Genomic DNA, 16055 nt, shown 5'->3' on the forward strand with positions numbered 1-16055 from the left:
ATGGAAGCCTTCACCACACACACCGGCCGGGCCGTCCCGCTGCGCCGCAGCAACGTCGACACCGACCAGATCATCCCCGCCCACTGGCTGAAGAAGGTCACCCGCGACGGCTTCGAGGACGGACTCTTCGAGGCCTGGCGCAAGGACGGCAACTTCGTCCTCAACCGCCCCGAGCGCAGCGGCGCCACGGTGCTGGTGGCCGGTCCCGACTTCGGCACCGGATCGTCCCGCGAGCACGCCGTGTGGGCGCTGCAGAACTACGGTTTCAAGGCCGTCATCTCCTCCCGGTTCGCCGACATCTTCCGCGGCAACTCGCTGAAGAACGGGCTGTTGACCGTGGTCCTGGACCAGAAGGTCGTCGACGCGCTCTGGGAGCTGACCGAGGCCGATCCGACGGCCGAGATCACCGTCGACCTGGAGGCGCGCCAGGTCCGCGCCGAGGGCATCACGGCCGACTTCGAGCTCGACGAGAACGCCCGCTGGCGACTGCTGAACGGGTTGGACGACATCAGCCTCACCCTTCAGAACGAAGCGGACATCGCGACTTATGAGGCGGCGAGGCCGACCTACAAGCCGCGTACAATTAACGCCTGAGCAGCGCGTTTCCAGGACTGCGCCCCCTGCCATCTGGTAGGGGGCGCAGTCGCTTGTTGAGACCCCGTCGGGCGACAACTCGCCCCAGATGGCACAATCGGTGCATGGAACGCGACAGCCAACTCAAGCTTTACGGCCAAGTCGCCGACCGATTGAAGGAAGCGCACACAAGAGTGCGCGCACTGCAAGTCCCGGAGGGCGTAAGGATGGCGCTGTCCCGGAAGCTGTTGGTCATCACGGCCGCGGCTAAGCACGATCTCCCGGATGCGGCAAGGCGTCTGGACCGGTTGATGAAGGACCTCGATGAGGGCCGATTCCCCGAAGGTGACTGACTCTGCGGAAGTGCGCAGCGGTCGACTTCGTTGCGGCACTAGGGTGATTAGCCCGTTTCGTGTTTGATTTGCGGTATATATCTGCCTAACGTGCGAAAACGCTTGAACACTTTCGTTCTGGCAATGTCTCCGAAGGGGAAGACGTGAACAAGGCGCAGCTCGTAGAAGCGATTGCCGACAAGGTCGGCGGCCGTCAGCAGGCCGCAGACGCCGTCGACGTGGTACTCGACGCGATCGTCCGTGCGGTTGTCGCGGGAGACCGTGTATCGGTCACCGGCTTCGGCTCGTTCGAGAAGGTCGACCGCCCCGCCCGCTACGCCCGCAACCCGCAGACGGGTGAGCGGGTGCGGGTCAAGAAGACCTCGGTGCCCCGTTTCCGCGCGGGACAGGGCTTCAAGGACCTGGTGAGCGGCTCGAAGAAGCTCCCCAAGGGTGAGGTGGCCGTGAAGAAGGCGCCCAAGGGCAGCCTCTCGGGCGGTGCTTCCACCCGTACGACGACCAAGGCGGCCGCCAAGAAGGCCACCGCGAAGAAGGCCGTGGCGAAGAAGGCCACCGCCAAGAAGGCCGTGACCGCCGCGAAGACCACCGCCGCCAAGAAGACCACCGCGAAGAAGACCACCGCGGCGGCCAAGAAGACCACGGCAGCCGCGAAGAAGACCACCACCGCGGCGGCGGCGAAGAAGACGACGGCCACCAAGAAGGCCGTCGCCAGCAAGACCGCGCCCGCCAAGAAGACCACGGCGAAGAAGGCGCCCGCGAAGAAGACCACGGCGCGCAAGACCACGGCCAAGAAGGCCACCGCACGGAAGTAGTGAGGCCGAGCAGCGCAGGGCCATTCACACGCGCCGGGCCGGGCTCCCCCTGGGGAGCCCGGCCCGCGGGCTGTCATGGGGCCCCATGCAGGCCCCGGCCCTTCAGAACGTCTGCAGCGTCACCAGCGTGATCCGCAGGTCCGCACCCTCGCCGGTGCCCTCGATCCGCACCCGCTGCCCCGGCCGCAGCAGCCGCAGACCGCCGGCGTCGAAGGCCCGGGCGTCGAATTCCACCGGGGTGCCGTCGTCGAGCAGCACGCTGCCGGTGCGGGTCTCGGGGTCGTACGTGTACGAGGTCGCCTGCATGAACGGCAGCCTATCGGTCCGCCGGGCGGGTGCCCGCGGCCCAGCGCACCGCCGTGTGCGGGCCGACGCCCAGGGCCAGTGCAGCCCGCAGATCGTCGCCGGTGTCCACGTCCTGGCGGACCGAATCGATGCCGGTCAGGCCGATTTCCACCGCCCCGGAGTCCAGATGCCGGGCCCGGGAAGAACCACCGAAAGCCGGGCGCAATTCCGTTCCCGGTGCGGCCGACAGAAATGTCGTGCCGATTCCTGCCGCGTCGGTGACAAATGCCCGGGGAAATGCGGCGGAGAAATCGAATACCCGGGCCAATTCCTCGGGGCGCAGTGCCGGCAGATCCGCGTTGAGAGCGGCGAGGGCCGCCCCGGGCCGCGCCTTGCGCACGGCCCGCTCACCGTGTGCGAGGGCGGCGTTGAGTCCGCGGTCCGGTTCGTCGGGCACGATGTGCGCCCCGAGGGCCGCGAGAGCCGCCCCGGCCTCCGTGTCGTTGGTGACGACCACCACATCCCGTACCGCCCGGCAGGACAGGGCGGCGGCCACGGTGTCCCGGGCGAAGGCGAGGGCCAGCCGGGCACGCAGCTCGGCACCCGTCGCGGGCGCGAGCCTGCTCTTGGCCCGCGCCAAGGGCTTCAACGGGACGACCAGGGACCAGGGACCGGCCGGGTCGGTGTTCGTGGTGATCTTCTTCTCGATGCGCATCGCCGCTTATTCTCGCCTGCCGGTGCCAGAACCCGGAGGGTCGGTCCGGAAAGCGGGGCGTACGGTGTTCTCGACAGAGCAGGGGCCTGGGGCGAGACTTGACCGTCGGTAGCCAGGCAGAGTTCAAGTCCTTAGAGGAAGGTGTCCGAGTGTCCCGCCGCAGAATCGGCTTCTGGTACCGCCTGGCGGCGGTGATCGCAAAACCGCCGCTGGTGGTCCTGTTCAAGCGTGACTGGCGGGGGATGGAACACATTCCGGCCGACGGCGGATTCATCACTGCGGTCAACCACAACTCGTATCTGGACCCGCTTTCGTACGGTCACTTCCAGTACAACACCGGACGGGTGCCGCGGCTCCTCGCGAAGGCCGGCCTCTTCAAGACCCCCTTTGTCGGAATGATGCTGCGCGGCACCGGACAGATCCCCGTCTACCGCGAGACGACCAATGCCCTGGATGCCTTCAGGGCCGCCGTCGATGCCATCGAGCGCGGGGAATGCGTCGCCTTCTACCCGGAGGGCACTCTCACCCGCGACCCCGACATGTGGCCGATGGCGGGCAAGACCGGCGCGGCCCGCGTCGCGTTGATGACTAAGGCCCCGGTCATCCCCATCGCACAGTGGGGCGCCAACCTGGCGATGCCGCCGTACGCCAAGGAGAACAAGTTCCGGCTGTTCCCCCGCAAGACCCTCCAGGTGCAGGCCGGACCGCCCGTCGACCTCTCCCGTTTCTACGACATGGAGCCGACGCCCGACGTCCTGCGCGAGGCGACCGAGGTCATCATGGCCGCGGTGACAGCGCAGCTGGAGATCGTGCGGGGCGAGAAGGCCCCCGCCGAGCCGTTCGACCACCGCAGGGCCCGTGCAGAGCAGCGGCGCAAGGCCGAAGGAAAGGGACCCAAGTGACGCACCCCGCAAAGGCGGCCGTCTTCGGAACCGGCTCATGGGGTACGGCCTTCGGCATGGTGCTCGCCGACGCGGGCTGCGAGGTCACGCTCTGGGGCCGTCGCGCCGAGGTCGCCGAGGCCGTCAACACGACCCGTACCAACCCGGACTACCTGCCGGGAATTGAACTCCCCGCCTCGATCCGGGCCACTACCGACGCCGCCGAGGCGCTGCACGGCGCCGACTTCGCGGTGCTCGTGGTGCCCTCGCAGACACTGCGCGCCAATCTCGCCGACTGGGCCCCGCACCTCGGTTCCGACACCGTCCTCGTCTCACTGATGAAGGGCGTCGAACTCGGCACCGCGAAGCGGATGAGCGAGGTCATCGAGGACGTCACCAAGGTCTCCGCGGACCGCATCGCCGTCGTCACCGGCCCCAACCTGGCCAAGGAGATCGCCGAGCGCCGCCCCGCCGCGGCCGTCGTCGCCTGCCGGGACGAGTCAGTGGCCCAGCGCCTGCAGACCGCCTGCCACACCTCGTACTTCCGCCCGTACACCAACACCGACGTGGTCGGCTGCGAACTCGGCGGCGCGGTCAAGAACGTCATCGGTCTCGCCGTGGGCATCGCCGACGGCATGGGCCTCGGCGACAACGCCAAGGGCTCGCTCATCACCCGCGGCCTCGCCGAGACCACCCGGCTCGGCCTCGCCATGGGCGCCGACCCGCTGACCTTCTCCGGACTCGCGGGCCTCGGCGACCTGGTGGCGACCTGCTCCTCGCCGCTCTCGCGCAACCACACCTTCGGCACCAACCTCGGCCGCGGAATGACGCTCCGGGAGACGATCGCCGTCACCAAGCAGACCGCCGAGGGCGTCAAGTCCTGTGAATCGGTGCTCGATCTGGCGCGCAGGCACGGCGTCGACATGCCCATCACCGAGACGGTCGTCGGCATCGTCCACGAGGGCAAGCCGCCGATGGTCGCTCTGGGCGAGCTGATGTCGCGCAGCGCGAAGTCCGAGCGCCGCTGACGGGTCCGCCCGGGGAGCGGCGGACCGGTGCGGTCCGCGGCCGTCGCTCCAGCGGCCCCGGCCACGCTGACGCGAGGAGTACCAGCAGGTACGCTCAACGCGATATGAGCAGCGAGAACCTCCCCCAGAGCCCGGAGCAGCAGCTCCGCAAGCCGCGCGTGGCCGTCGTGTTCGGCGGCCGCAGCTCCGAACACGGCATCTCGGTCGTCACGGCCGGCGCCGTCCTGAACGCCATCGACCGGACCAAGTACGACGTCCTGCCGATCGGCATCACGACGGACGGCCGCTGGGCGCTCACCGCCGACGAGCCCGAACGCATGGCCATCACGGACCGGAAGATGCCGGACGTGGCCCAGCTGGCCGAGTCCACCGAGGGCGGCGTGGTGCTCTCCGTCGACCCCGGCAGCCGCGAAGTGGTGTACAGCGAGCCCGGCTCGGTCCCCAAGGCGCTCGGCGAGGTCGACGTCGTCTTCCCCGTACTGCACGGCCCGTACGGCGAGGACGGCACCCTCCAGGGACTCCTCGAACTCTCCGGTGTGCCGTACGTCGGCGCCGGGGTGCTCGCCTCGGCGGTCGGCCAGGACAAGGAGTACATGAAGCGGGTCTTCATCTCGTTCGGGCTGCCGGTCGGCCCGTACCTGGTGGTGCGTCCGCGCGAATGGGACACGGACCCCTCCGCCGCCCGCAAGCGCATCGTGGACTTCGCCGGTGACCACGGCTGGCCGCTCTTCGTCAAGCCGGCCCGGGCCGGCTCGTCGATCGGCATCACCAAGGTCGACGACCTCGCCGGTCTCGACGAGGCGATCGAGGAGGCCCGCCGCCACGACCCCAAGTTCCTGGTCGAGTCGCTGCTGCGCGGCCGCGAGATCGAGTGCGGGGTGCTGGAGTTCGAGGACGGGCCGCGCGCCAGCGTGCCCGCGGAGATCCCGCCGGTCACCTCGCACGACTTCTACGACTTCGAGGCCAAGTACATCGACTCGGCCTCCGGGATCGTGCCCGCCCCGCTCACCGAGGAGCAGACCGCCGAGGTCCAGCGGCTCGCGGTCGACGCCTTCGAGGCCGCGTCCTGCGAGGGCCTGGTGCGCGCCGACTTCTTCCTCACCGAGGACGGCGGCTTCGTGATCAACGAGATCAACACCCTGCCCGGCTTCACCCCGATCTCCATGTACCCGCGGATGTGGCAGGAGAGCGGCGTGAGCTACCAGGAGCTGGTGGACCGGCTGATCCAGGCCGCGTTGAACCGGCCGACGGGCCTGCGCTGAGCCGACCGGCCCGAGCCGGGACGAGTCCCGCCCCGTAGGGCGTGCACTCCCGCCCGGGAGCGCGCGCCCTACAGGCTGCTGGGAACCGTTTTTCTGACGGCCGGGCCGAACGCGGCCAGCGGGCTCGCGTCATGCGCGTACGCCGTCGACAGGCTGACCTCGACGTATGCCTTGCGATAGGTCGTCGTAAAGCGCGGACCGGCGTCCTCCGGCTGCTCCAACAGCCAGTTGACGCCGTCCGCCTCGGTGCCCTTCGCCATGGGGTCGTCCATCTTCGCGGGCCGGGGGACACCGCAGCGCAGTACGATCGCACCGTCGCCCCACTCGGCGGTCAGTTCGGACTTCGTCCCGGTGTCACCGCGGCCGAGCCCGGCAACGGTCTTCGGCAGCTCCTTGTGCAGTGCACGGCAGTGGACCGCGGCCTCCGGTGACGGCGTGGGAACCGTGATCGACACCGCGGCGTCCGTTGAGGAGCAGCCCGTCGCGGCCAGCAGCAGCGCGGCAACGCACGGACCGAGAAACACGGGGTGGCCGAACCGGCGGCGGGATGAAGTCACCGGCCCAGCGTAGACGGGGACTACAGATGAACGACCGGGCAGGTCAGGGTTCTGGTGATGCCTTCCACTTGCTGGACCTTGGCGACCACCATGCGGCCGAGTTCATCGACCGTGTCGGCCTGGGCGCGCACGATCACGTCATAGGGGCCGGTGACGTCCTCTGCCTGGATCACTCCCGGAATTTTCGCGATGGTCTCGGCGACTGTCGACGCCTTGCCCACCTCTGTCTGAATAAGGATGTACGCCTGTACCACGGAACCTCCAGGGCGGCCACGAGGATCATGTGGGGGAAAGGGACGCCACGGTATCGCGTTGCCGCGGGCCGCGGGGAGACCTACGGGGCGGTTGACGCCCACAGCGTGGCGCGCACAAGACACAAGTTGACGTATCTCTTGACAGTACCGACAGCAGTGACGGCCCGCGACCGCATGTGCAGCGGTGCGCAAGAGCGTTGCGGGAGGGGGACAGACATGCCGATGAGAAGCGGTGCAGACTGCTCCCTGCGGCGGCGGCCGGTCCACGATCCGGACCCCCGGCCGCTGAAGCGGCCCGGACGATCGTCCGGCGCGATAGATGAGAGGTGAGACTCGGTGAAGGGAACCGTGGGCGAGTTGGGGGAGTTCGGGCTCATCAGGGAGCTGACCTCCCGGCTCACCACCACCCCGGCGGTACGGCTCGGTCCCGGCGACGACGCCGCGGTCGTGTCCGCTCCCGACCGCAGGGTCGTGGCCAGTACGGACATCCTGTTGGAGGGACGGCACTTCCGCCGCGACTGGTCGACGGCGTACGACGTCGGCCGCAAGGCCGCCGCCCAGAACCTCGCCGACATCGCGGCCATGGGCGCCGTGCCCACCGCGCTGCTGCTCGGCCTGGTCGTGCCCGCCGAACTCCCGGTCACCTGGGCCGGCGAGCTGATGGACGGCATCCGGGACGAGTGCCAGGTCGCCGGTGCGGCCGTGGTCGGCGGCGATGTGGTGCGCGGCGAGACGATCACCGTCGCGATCACCGCACTCGGTGATCTGCGCAACCACGAACCGGTCACCCGCTCCGGCGCCCAGCCCGGCGACGTCGTCGCCGTCACCGGCTGGCTCGGCTGGTCCGCCGCCGGATACGCCGTGCTCTCCCGCGGCTTCCGCTCGCCCCGCGCCTTCGTCGAGGCCCATCGCCGCCCCGAACCGCCGTACCACGCGGGCCCCGCGGCCGCCGGGCTCGGCGCCACCGCGATGACGGACGTGAGCGACGGACTCGTCGCCGACCTCGGGCACATCGCCGAGGCGAGCAAGGTCCGGATCGATCTGCACTCCGGACTCATCGACATCCCCTCGCAGATGTCCGACATCGGGCAGGCCGTCGGCGTGGACCCGCTGCAGTGGGTGCTGACCGGGGGAGAGGACCACGCGATCGTCGCGACCTTCCCGCCGGACGTGAAGCTGCCCGCCCGCTGGAAGGTGATCGGCGAAGTCCTCAACCCCTCGGCACTGCCCCAGGTCACGGTCGACGGGGCGCCCTGGACCAGCAAGGGCGGCTGGGACCATTTCGGGGACATCGAGGACGCCCAGTAGATTTCGGCGTATGCCCATATCTGCTGTACCCGCCCGTGTGCTCACCGTCGCCGGATCCGATTCCGGCGGCGGTGCGGGCATTCAGGCCGATCTCAAGACGATGCTGGCGCACGGTGTGCACGGCATGAGCGTGCTGACCGCCGTCACCGCCCAGAACTCGCTGGGGGTGCAGGGCGCCTGGGAGTTGCCCGTCGAAGCGGTGCGCGCCCAGTACCGCAGCGTGGTGGACGACATCGGTGTGCAGGCGGTGAAGACCGGGATGCTGTCGTCGGCCGCTCTCGTGGAGACCGTGGCCGAACTCCTCGCGGACACCGACGTCCCGGTCGTCGTGGACCCGGTCGGGGTCTCCAAGCACGGTGATCCGCTGCTGGCCGCCGAGGCGCTCGATTCCGTACGGACGAAGCTGCTGCCGGCCGCCACGGTCGCCACCCCGAACCTGGACGAGGTGGCGCAGCTCACCGGCGTGAGTGTCAGGGACGAGACCGGAATGCGGCGGGCCGCCATCGGAGTGCTCGGATTCGGGCCGCGCTGGGTCGTCATCAAGGGCGGACATCTGCCGGGCGAACCCGTCGATCTGCTCACGGACGGCACCGAGGAGCACTGGCTGCGCGCACCGAGGCACGACAACCGCCACACCCACGGCACCGGCTGCACCCTCGCCTCGGCGATCGCCTGCTCACTGGCCCTGGGCCGGGACGTACCCACGGCGGTACGGGAAGCGAAGGCGTACGTCACGGGGGCGATCGCGGCCGGCTTCCCGCTGGGTGCCGGAATCGGTCCGGTCGACCACGGGTGGCGGCTGCGGTAGCCCGGTGCACCCCCGGCGCACCCCGGTGCACAGCAAAAAGCCGGTCCACCGAGGTGGACCGGCTTTTTGGGCAACCGGAAGGCTGCGCTACGACGGGAACGTCAGCGCGCGACCTTGCCGGCCTTGATGCACGAGGTGCAGACGTTGAGCCGCTTCGGCGTCCGACCGACCACGGCACGCACGCGCTGGATGTTGGGATTCCAGCGACGGGACGTACGGCGGTGCGAGTGCGAAATGTTGTTGCCGAAGCCCGGCCCCTTGCCGCAGACGTCGCAGTTGGCAGCCACGGGTCACTCCAAAGACTTCAGGTGCACTTACAGTGAATTCCGGCGCGCCGGATTCATTTGACTGAAGTGGCGGCACCGGAGGAATGGCCCGACTCTCATCGGGCAACCGAAGCAGCATACAACGGCTGCGTCGGTAGAACGAAACTACCATGGGTTCCGCCGCCTCCCGTCCCGCCCCTGTCCCCGCCGGACCGGGCGTACGGGGCTACCCTGCGGTGCAGCCCGGCCGGCCACGGCCGATTTCGAGGAGGACCGACAGGTGCCGCAGACCGCCGACGATCTGGACGCCGTCGCGGTGCGTACCTGGTGCTCACTGGCCCTTCAGGCGCTGGGCCGGGAGCGCGAGGCGATCGACGCGATCAATGTGTACCCCGTCGCAGACGGGGACACCGGCACGAACCTCTATCTCACCGTGGAGTCCGCGGCCCAGGCCGTCGAGGCGGTCTTCGCCGCCCACGAGACCGGTACGACCGTGCCCGTCACCGCCGACGCGGTACGGGCCATGGCGCACGGAGCACTCATCGGCGCCCGCGGGAACTCCGGCACGATCCTGGCCCAGCTGCTGCGCGGAATGGCGGGAGTGCTGGCCGACGGACACGACGCGGACCATCTGCGCCGGGCGCTCACCACGGCCGCCGCGGCCGCCCGGCAGGCCGTCGCCCACCCTGTCGAGGGCACCGTGCTGACCGTCGCCGCCGCGGCCGCCGAGGCCGCCGGGCGCACGGCGGACGACGCCGGGACCTCGGTGGTCGCACAGGCGGCGTACGAGGGGGCGCGGACGGCCCTGGACGCGACCACGGGACAACTCGCCGTCCTCGGCAGGGCAGGCGTCGTGGACGCCGGGGGGCGGGGCCTGGTGACGGTGCTCGGGGCGCTCGTCGAAGCGGTCTGCGGGCAGGCGCCCGAGCGTACGTACGCGGCCGTGCCCGCGGCCTTCCTCCCCGTGCCGCAGGACTGTGCGGAGGGCGGACCGGCCTTCGAGGTGATCTATCTGCTGGAGGCCGCGGACGACGCGGTGGACCGGCTGCGGACCCGGCTCGACGGAATCGGCGACTCGCTCGTGGTCGTGGGCGGCGACGGGCTGTGGAACGTCCATGTGCACGTCGACGACGCGGGTGCGGCGGTGGAGGCCGGCGTCGAGGCGGGCAGGCCGTACCGCATCCGGATCACCCACTTCGGCGCGGACCGGGTGCACCCCCACGCCGAACCCGTACAGCGCGCGGTCGTCGTGGTGGTTCCCGGCGACGGGCTCCGCGCCCTGTGCAAGGAGGCCGGGGCGACGACGGTCCTGGCACGCCCGGGGGAGCCGCCCGCCAGCGGCGAACTGGTCGACGCGATCCGCCGGGCGCACGCCCGCGAGGTGGTGCTCCTGCCCAACGACGCGGAGCTGCGCCACACCGCCGCTGCCGCCGCCGAACAGGCCCGCACGGAGGGCGTCCGGGTCGCCCTGATCCCGACCCGGGCCGCCGTCCAGGGCATCGCGGCCCTCGCCGTCCACGAGCCCGACCGCAGCTTCGACGAGGACGTGGTCGCGATGACCGCCGCGGCCGGCGCCACCCGCTACGCCGAACTGGCCGTCGCCGAGCGGCAGTCCTGGACCATGGCGGGCATCTGCCAGGCCGGCGACATCCTGGGCCTGATCGACGGCGATGTCGCGGTCATCGGCGAGGACGTACCGCAAACGGCCCGGAACGTGCTGGACCGCATGCTCGCGGCGGGCGGGGAGCTGGTCACCCTGGTCCTGGGCGAGGCCATCCCCGACAGCCTGGCCGACGCGCTGGAGGAGCATGTGCGCGAGGGCTATCTGGCGGTCGACACGGTGGTGTACCGGGGCGGCCACCAGTGCGCTCCGCTGCTGATCGGGGTGGAGTAGGCCGGGCCCGTCCGGCGGGGGCGTCCTCAATCGCCGGACGGGCTTGAATGTGCGTGGCCGGGGCCGTCGGCAAACGCCGGACGGGCTGTCGTCAATCAGCGGACGGGCTTGAGTTCTCCACGTAATTCAGCAGTGCCTCCGCCTCCGAGCGGCGTGACTCGCCCGTCTCGTCCGGTTCGCCGGTCCCGTAGACGGCGAGGACGCTGCGGGCGCGTGCCCGGGCCGCGTCCGGGCGGCCCAGGTCCGCCTCCAGCCAGGCGGCCATCAGGTCCGCGGCCGTGCGCAGGCCGAGGTAGTCGGGGCCGGCCTCCGCGTAGCCGACGATCGCCCGGTGCACGTGGTCGAGCGCCTCCTCGAACTCCGGTGCCTCACCCGGCTCGCCCTGGCAGACCTGGGCGATCAGCTCGCCGGTCTGGCGGTGGGTGTCCGCGAGTTCCGCCAGCAGTTGAGGCGCCTCCTGCGCCGGACCGGCCGCCAGCGCGGCCTCGCACTCCCGCTCGGCCGCCGCCATGAACGCCCGTGCCGCGTCCGGGCCCGCCTGTCCGTCCCGGATCGCGATCCAGGCCCGCACCCGCAGCGTCCGTACCAGCGCGGGGACATCGCCGAGCTCGCGCCACAGCTCTCCGGCCCTGGCGTACGCCTGCTCCGCCTGGGCGTCGAGATCGGCCCGGTAGAGCGCCTGCGCGGCGAGATTGGCGAGCATCGCGTGGTCGTGCTGCTCGGGCCAGTGACGGGCGATGTCCGCCGCCTTCAGCCAGTGCTCGGCCGCCGCCCGGGGCTCGCGGAGCGCGGTGAGGGCGTCACCGAGCCACCACAGCGTCTGGACGGCCGTGCCGTCACCGTGATCCTCGGCCGTGATGTCGGGCAGTACGGCCTCCAGCACGGCGGCTGCCTCCGCGGCCCGGCCCAGCTGAAGCAGCCAGCCGCCGAGCTGATGGCGGGCATGGACCCCGAGCGTCGCGCTCTCGCCGGACTCGTCCGCCCAGTGCGAGGCGTCCAGCGCGTGCTCGGTCGCCTCGTCGAACTGCCCGGTGCTGCCGAGGATTTCGGCGAGCCGGAGATGCAACCGGGCCTGTCCGGGCGCCGGGACGAACCGCGCCCCGTGCCCCAGAGCGGCGCGCGCGGCGCGTTCCGCCCGTTCGTACTCGCCGAGCTGCGCGGCGACCCCGGCCGTCTTGGCCTCGAACTCGACGGCGTACCAAGGCAGTCCGGCGTCCAGGGTCCCGGCCGCGGCCCGCTCGTACAGCTCCAGCGCGCCGTGCGCATCGCCCCGGTACCCGGTGACATCACCGAGGAGATCCAGCGCCTCCGCGACCCGGGTGGCCACCCTGTCCTGCGCGCCCAGCGGCTCGGCGAAGGCGAGCAGCTCCCGCGCACCCCGTTCGAGAGCGGCGACGGCGGCCTCGGCGGACTCCTCGTCCGGGGCGTCCTGCACCAGCCGGCCGAGGATGCGGGCCCGGCACGCCAGCACACCGCTCGCCTGACGGGCGGTGGCCGCGCCGTCGGCGTGCAGGGCCAGTGCCCGGTCCACGAGCGCGGCGATCTCGGTCAGGGCCTCGTCCGCGCCGCCCGGTTCCAGTGAGCGGGCGTACGCGCCCCTGGCCGCCGCGGCGGTGGCCTCGCCCGGGTCGCCCGCGGCCTCGTACAGCCCGGCGGCGGCCCGGAACGCCGCCATCGCCTCGGCGGGCGGCAGGGAGCCGTACATCGCACGGTGGTCCTCGACGCATGCGCGGTCGTGGTCCGACAGCCCCTCCGCGGCCCCGCCCGGCTCCGCGGCCCGGCGGGCGACGGTCTGCCAGGCAGCTCCGGCGTCCGGGTGCTGGGCGTCGGAGAGGCGGTGCGCCTCGGCCAGCAGACCGGCCAGGCCGAGCTCCGCGTCCGGCCGCGCCCCCGGAACCGTCCTCGGGGCGGCGTCCGGCTCCTCGGACGGGGCCGTGAGCAGTGCAGCCCGTATGCCGAGCGGCAGCCGCTCCAGCAGCGGCTTGCGGTCCAGCCGCTCCCGTACCAGGCCGCTGACCTGCGTATTGCCATTGCGCTCGTCGAAACGAGCGGCCAGCTCCAGCGCCTGCGTACGGGCGTGCACGGCCAGCGAGGACGCCGTCCACTCGGTTCCCGCGGGCCCCGGCACGGACTGCGCGCCGTGGCCGAGCGAGGTCAGCCGGTCCATCAGCACGGCGGTCACGGCCAGGAAGTCCATCAGACTGCCCGGGTTCCCGGTGTCGGTGAAGTACGCGGGCCGCTCGGCGATGATTTCGAGGGCCCGGGCCTCGTTGCCCGTCAGGGCGCAGAATTCGATGTGCAGGGCCGCCGAGTCCCGCATGCTCTCCATCGACCGGACCATCCGGTACCCGCGCAGATGATGGGCGCGGGCCTGATCCGCGCGGCCCGTCCGCAGCAGCGGGAGCAGCGACGCCGCCAGCACCGCATGCGGCTCATGAGCACAGGTGTGCTCCCCGCCCAGCACCGGAGCCCAGGTCTCCAGGGCCTCGGCGTCCAGGCCCCGCTGCACCTGCCAGCCGCCCTGTTCGTGCAGCTCACAGGCGTGGCAGTTGGCCATCCGGTCCCGGTCGGCCGCCTGCCAGGCGGCATACGCACGCTCGGCCCGCTCCAGGTCGCCCAGGTGCCGGGCGATCTCCAGCTCGCCCTGGCGCACCGCACGCTCGGAGTGACCGGCGAGCCGGTAGCGGCGCTCCATCTCGCTCTGCCACTTCTCGATGGCGGCGAGCGGGATGTGCGGCTGGTCGACCATGGAGCTGGAGACCCACTTGAACATCCAGAACAGATGGTGGGTCATGAACGCGCTGAAATCACCGGGCTGTTCGTCCCACATGCGCAGCAGCCGCGCGAAGGGCACGAACATCTTGTCCTTCTCGGAGCTGTAGTTGTAGACCTGCAGCTGATGGGTGAGCGCCTCGATGATCAGGGCGGCGTCCCCGGTCTGCTCGGCCTCGCCCAGCAGCCGCTCCGCGCGGGCATTGCGCGCGGGGCCCTCCGGCTCCTCGTCGTTCTCCCGCAGGGCCTGGCGGATCGTGGTGCTGTCGAGGCTCATCGGCCGTCCTCCTGGGGGTCCGCGGGGGAGTGTCCCGGTGCCGCGGGATGGGTGGCCCACTCCAGCAGGCCGATGAACGCCCGGTTCAGCAGTGCCGAATCGGAGGGCCGCAGCGGGCGCTGCGCCATCAGCAGCGCCTGCCCGTACAGCGCCTCCGTCGCGGTCGCGGCCAGTTCCGGGCTGTCCAGCGAACCGATCCGCCGGATCAGCGGATTCAGATGGTTCAGCACGAGCCGGGCGCGTGGCGCACTGCCGCGCAGCGAGCCGAGGATGCCCGCCCACAGATCGTCCGCCTGCCCCTCCGCCTCGGCGCGGGCCTGCTCATGGCGGGCCGCCCGGTCGTCGAGATGCAGCGCGGGCACGGTCAGCGGATGGAAGGCACGCAGCGCCACATCGCAGCCCAGCGGGTCCAGCCGGGCACGGGCCGCGGCCAGGAAGGCGCCGAGCGCCAGCTCCTGCGCCGGATCGACGGAGTCCAGATGCGCGGTGACGGTATCGGCGTCCAGCTCCGCGACCGCCGTCCCCGGCCGCACCGAAGGCAGCCGCTCGACCAGCTCGGTGTCGTACGTGTAGCCGCCGTTGACCACCCCGATGCCCTGCGCCGAGGCGATCGGCGCGACCTGCCGGAACTCCTCCACGGTCCGCGTGAAGTGCACCACCGGGTGGCGCCGGGCGAACTCCTCCAGCGACAGACGCCCGTCCGTCGTCTCGAACGGCAGCCACGGCAGCATCGTGCGCAGCATGGCGCCGTCGTGCCGGGCGAGCGACTTAACCCCCAGGTGGTGCACGGACAGGAACTCCGCGAGCCGCTCCGGATCACCCGCCGCAAGCCCCGTGAGCCAGTCCCTGATCCGGTCGCCGAGCGCCTCCCGCACCGCGGCGAGGGTCTCGTCCGCGTACAGCGCCTCGCGAGAGGCGGTGGGCCGCAGGCTGTCCGTGTCGATGACACAGCGCACGAAGAACGCCCAGTCGGGCAGCAGTTCATCGGCCCGGTCCGTCAGCAGCATCCCCTTCAGATGCACCCGGTGGCCCGCACGCTGCGCCGGACTGACGGCGGACGGCAGTACGTAGGCGACACCGCGGATACCCGCGAGCGGCAGATCCAGATCGATCGCGTCGAGCGGCGAGAAACCGAACTGCTCGTGGCAGTGGCGCCCGAGCGCCACCCGCCGCGCCGCCGGGCTCGGATACGGGCGGTCCCACGGCGCCGGAAGCGCGGTGACGGCCGCTTCGCCGACCCGTACGTCGTACGGCAGCAGTGAGCCGAAGTCACGGGCGAGGGAGAGGACCCGCTCCTCGGTGAGCCAGTCCGCGCTGCCGGGGCGGGCGGTCAGATGCACGGTGGTGCCGGGCTCCGGGCGTGCGCTGTCGGGCAGCGTACGGACGGTGTACGAACCGTCGTCGCGGGCGCACCACTCCACGGGCGGCGCACCGGGTGTCCGCGCCGACCGGCTGACCACCCGGATCTCGGCCGCGACGACGAAGCACGCCAGCAGCCCGATGCCGAACTGGCCGAGGAACTCGGCACGTGCCGAGGCCAGCCCCTCGGCACCGTCGCGTTTGGAACTGCGGCCGATCGTCGCGAGCAGGCTGTGCACATCGGTCTCGGTCAGACCGATCCCGCTGTCCTCGACCCGCAGCCGCCCGCCGTCCGCGTACAGCCGCACCAGCGCGGGCGCGTCGGGCTGCTCGGCGCGACGGGCCGTGATCGCGTCCACGGCGTTCTGGAGCAGCTCGCGGAGGTAGACACGAGGGGAGGAGTAGAGATGGTGGGAGAGGAGATCGACCAGTCCGCGCAGATCCACCTGGAAGGTGTGCGGCGACCGGTCGGAGAGGGGCTCGGAGTGCCCGGAGTACTCGGAAGAATCGGGGGACGCGGAATTCGCTGAGGTCTCAGATGTCATCGTCGCAGCGCCGGTGGGGGGACTGGCGACGGCGCGGGTCGGGCGATCCCGTCGAAGGTGATCGCGAGCCGGAAGCGTGGGAGCCGATCCTAGGGGCGTGGCGATG

16 protein-coding genes are annotated in these 16055 nt (G+C 71.3%); 9 read left to right on the top strand and 7 right to left on the bottom strand.

The window, feature by feature from the left end; genetic code table 11:
- From leuD to OG507_RS28995, 3 genes are all read left to right on the top strand, one after another.
- On the top strand, positions 1–594 hold the full coding sequence (gene leuD / locus OG507_RS28985; RefSeq protein ID WP_327370076.1) for a 3-isopropylmalate dehydratase small subunit: 594 nt from the start codon (positions 1–3) through the stop codon (positions 592–594).
- A 104-nt stretch (positions 595–698) separates the two neighbouring features.
- A complete protein-coding gene (locus OG507_RS28990; RefSeq protein WP_072487271.1) occupies positions 699–926 on the top strand; it encodes a hypothetical protein in 228 nt (75 codons plus the stop codon).
- 143 nt (positions 927–1069) lie between these two features.
- Positions 1070–1738 (top strand): HU family DNA-binding protein, encoded by a 669-nt coding sequence (locus tag OG507_RS28995; protein ID WP_327370077.1) that lies wholly within the window; start codon positions 1070–1072, stop codon positions 1736–1738.
- 102 nt (positions 1739–1840) lie between these two features.
- On the opposite strand, the gene OG507_RS29000 is transcribed toward OG507_RS28995, so the two are convergent.
- Both OG507_RS29000 and cofC read right to left on the bottom strand, forming a co-directional pair.
- The gene (locus OG507_RS29000) at positions 1841–2044 is read right to left on the bottom strand and encodes a hypothetical protein (protein WP_327370078.1); all 204 of its coding nucleotides are present in this window, start codon (positions 2042–2044) and stop codon (positions 1841–1843) included.
- Between the two features lie 10 nt (positions 2045–2054).
- Positions 2055–2738, bottom strand: a complete 684-nt coding sequence (cofC, locus tag OG507_RS29005) for a 2-phospho-L-lactate guanylyltransferase (protein ID WP_327370079.1) — start codon at positions 2736–2738, stop codon at positions 2055–2057.
- 149 nt (positions 2739–2887) lie between these two features.
- On the opposite strand from cofC, the gene OG507_RS29010 reads away from it, so the two are divergent.
- The 3 genes from OG507_RS29010 to OG507_RS29020 all read left to right on the top strand — a co-directional run bounded on the left by OG507_RS29010 (position 2888) and on the right by OG507_RS29020 (position 5909).
- Positions 2888–3640 (top strand): lysophospholipid acyltransferase family protein, encoded by a 753-nt coding sequence (locus OG507_RS29010; protein ID WP_327370080.1) that lies wholly within the window; start codon positions 2888–2890, stop codon positions 3638–3640.
- A complete protein-coding gene (locus tag OG507_RS29015; RefSeq protein ID WP_327370081.1) occupies positions 3637–4647 on the top strand; it encodes an NAD(P)H-dependent glycerol-3-phosphate dehydrogenase in 1011 nt (336 codons plus the stop codon). The genes OG507_RS29010 and OG507_RS29015 overlap by 4 nt, the downstream gene beginning before the upstream one ends.
- 104 nt (positions 4648–4751) lie before the next feature.
- Positions 4752–5909, top strand: a complete 1158-nt coding sequence (locus tag OG507_RS29020; protein WP_327370082.1) for a D-alanine--D-alanine ligase family protein — start codon at positions 4752–4754, stop codon at positions 5907–5909.
- A gap of 68 nt (positions 5910–5977) precedes the next feature.
- On the opposite strand, the gene OG507_RS29025 is transcribed toward OG507_RS29020, so the two are convergent.
- A complete protein-coding gene (locus tag OG507_RS29025; protein ID WP_327370083.1) occupies positions 5978–6466 on the bottom strand; it encodes a DUF3515 domain-containing protein in 489 nt (162 codons plus the stop codon).
- Between the two features lie 20 nt (positions 6467–6486).
- Positions 6487–6720 (bottom strand): Lrp/AsnC family transcriptional regulator, encoded by a 234-nt coding sequence (locus OG507_RS29030; protein ID WP_327370084.1) that lies wholly within the window; start codon positions 6718–6720, stop codon positions 6487–6489.
- Between the two features lie 336 nt (positions 6721–7056).
- Between OG507_RS29030 and OG507_RS29035 the strand changes: the two genes are divergently transcribed.
- Both OG507_RS29035 and thiD read left to right on the top strand, forming a co-directional pair.
- Entirely contained in the window at positions 7057–8028 is a 972-nt protein-coding gene (locus OG507_RS29035; RefSeq protein WP_327370085.1) for a thiamine-phosphate kinase, read from the top strand.
- A gap of 10 nt (positions 8029–8038) precedes the next feature.
- Positions 8039–8836, top strand: a complete 798-nt coding sequence (gene thiD, locus OG507_RS29040; RefSeq protein WP_327370086.1) for a bifunctional hydroxymethylpyrimidine kinase/phosphomethylpyrimidine kinase — start codon at positions 8039–8041, stop codon at positions 8834–8836.
- A 101-nt stretch (positions 8837–8937) separates the two neighbouring features.
- Here thiD and rpmB read toward each other — a convergent pair whose 3' ends face one another.
- Positions 8938–9123, bottom strand: coding sequence for a 50S ribosomal protein L28 (gene rpmB / locus OG507_RS29045; RefSeq protein WP_030928661.1), 186 nt, complete (start codon positions 9121–9123; stop codon positions 8938–8940).
- A 259-nt stretch (positions 9124–9382) separates the two neighbouring features.
- Here rpmB and OG507_RS29050 point away from each other — a divergent pair, with 259 nt between their 5' ends.
- Complete coding sequence (locus OG507_RS29050; RefSeq protein WP_327370087.1) at positions 9383–10996, top strand: DAK2 domain-containing protein; 1614 nt, start codon at positions 9383–9385, stop codon at positions 10994–10996.
- 91 nt (positions 10997–11087) lie between these two features.
- On the opposite strand, the gene OG507_RS29055 is transcribed toward OG507_RS29050, so the two are convergent.
- On the bottom strand, positions 11088–14045 hold the full coding sequence (locus tag OG507_RS29055; RefSeq protein WP_327370088.1) for a tetratricopeptide repeat protein: 2958 nt from the start codon (positions 14043–14045) through the stop codon (positions 11088–11090).
- A complete protein-coding gene (locus tag OG507_RS29060; RefSeq protein WP_327370089.1) occupies positions 14042–15949 on the bottom strand; it encodes an HSP90 family protein in 1908 nt (635 codons plus the stop codon). The genes OG507_RS29055 and OG507_RS29060 overlap by 4 nt, the downstream gene beginning before the upstream one ends.
- Positions 15950–16055: the final 106 nt, after the last annotated feature.

Origin of the sequence: Streptomyces sp. NBC_01217 (assembly GCF_035994185.1) — a bacterium.
GTDB lineage: Bacteria > Actinomycetota > Actinomycetes > Streptomycetales > Streptomycetaceae > Streptomyces.

What these genes read in the sequence shown, in the direction of transcription:
- leuD (WP_327370076.1), top strand. Translation starts at nt 1, where the DNA reads ATGGAAGCCTTCACCACACACACCGGCCGGGCCGTCCCGCTGCGCCGC.
- OG507_RS28990 (WP_072487271.1), top strand. Translation starts at nt 699, where the DNA reads ATGGAACGCGACAGCCAACTCAAGCTTTACGGCCAAGTCGCCGACCGA.
- OG507_RS29000 (WP_327370078.1), bottom strand. Translation starts at nt 2,044, where the DNA reads ATGCAGGCGACCTCGTACACGTACGACCCCGAGACCCGCACCGGCAGC.
- cofC (WP_327370079.1), bottom strand. Translation starts at nt 2,738, where the DNA reads ATGCGCATCGAGAAGAAGATCACCACGAACACCGACCCGGCCGGTCCC.
- OG507_RS29020 (WP_327370082.1), top strand. Translation starts at nt 4,752, where the DNA reads ATGAGCAGCGAGAACCTCCCCCAGAGCCCGGAGCAGCAGCTCCGCAAG.
- thiD (WP_327370086.1), top strand. Translation starts at nt 8,039, where the DNA reads ATGCCCATATCTGCTGTACCCGCCCGTGTGCTCACCGTCGCCGGATCC.
- OG507_RS29055 (WP_327370088.1), bottom strand. Translation starts at nt 14,045, where the DNA reads ATGAGCCTCGACAGCACCACGATCCGCCAGGCCCTGCGGGAGAACGAC.
- OG507_RS29060 (WP_327370089.1), bottom strand. Translation starts at nt 15,949, where the DNA reads ATGACATCTGAGACCTCAGCGAATTCCGCGTCCCCCGATTCTTCCGAG.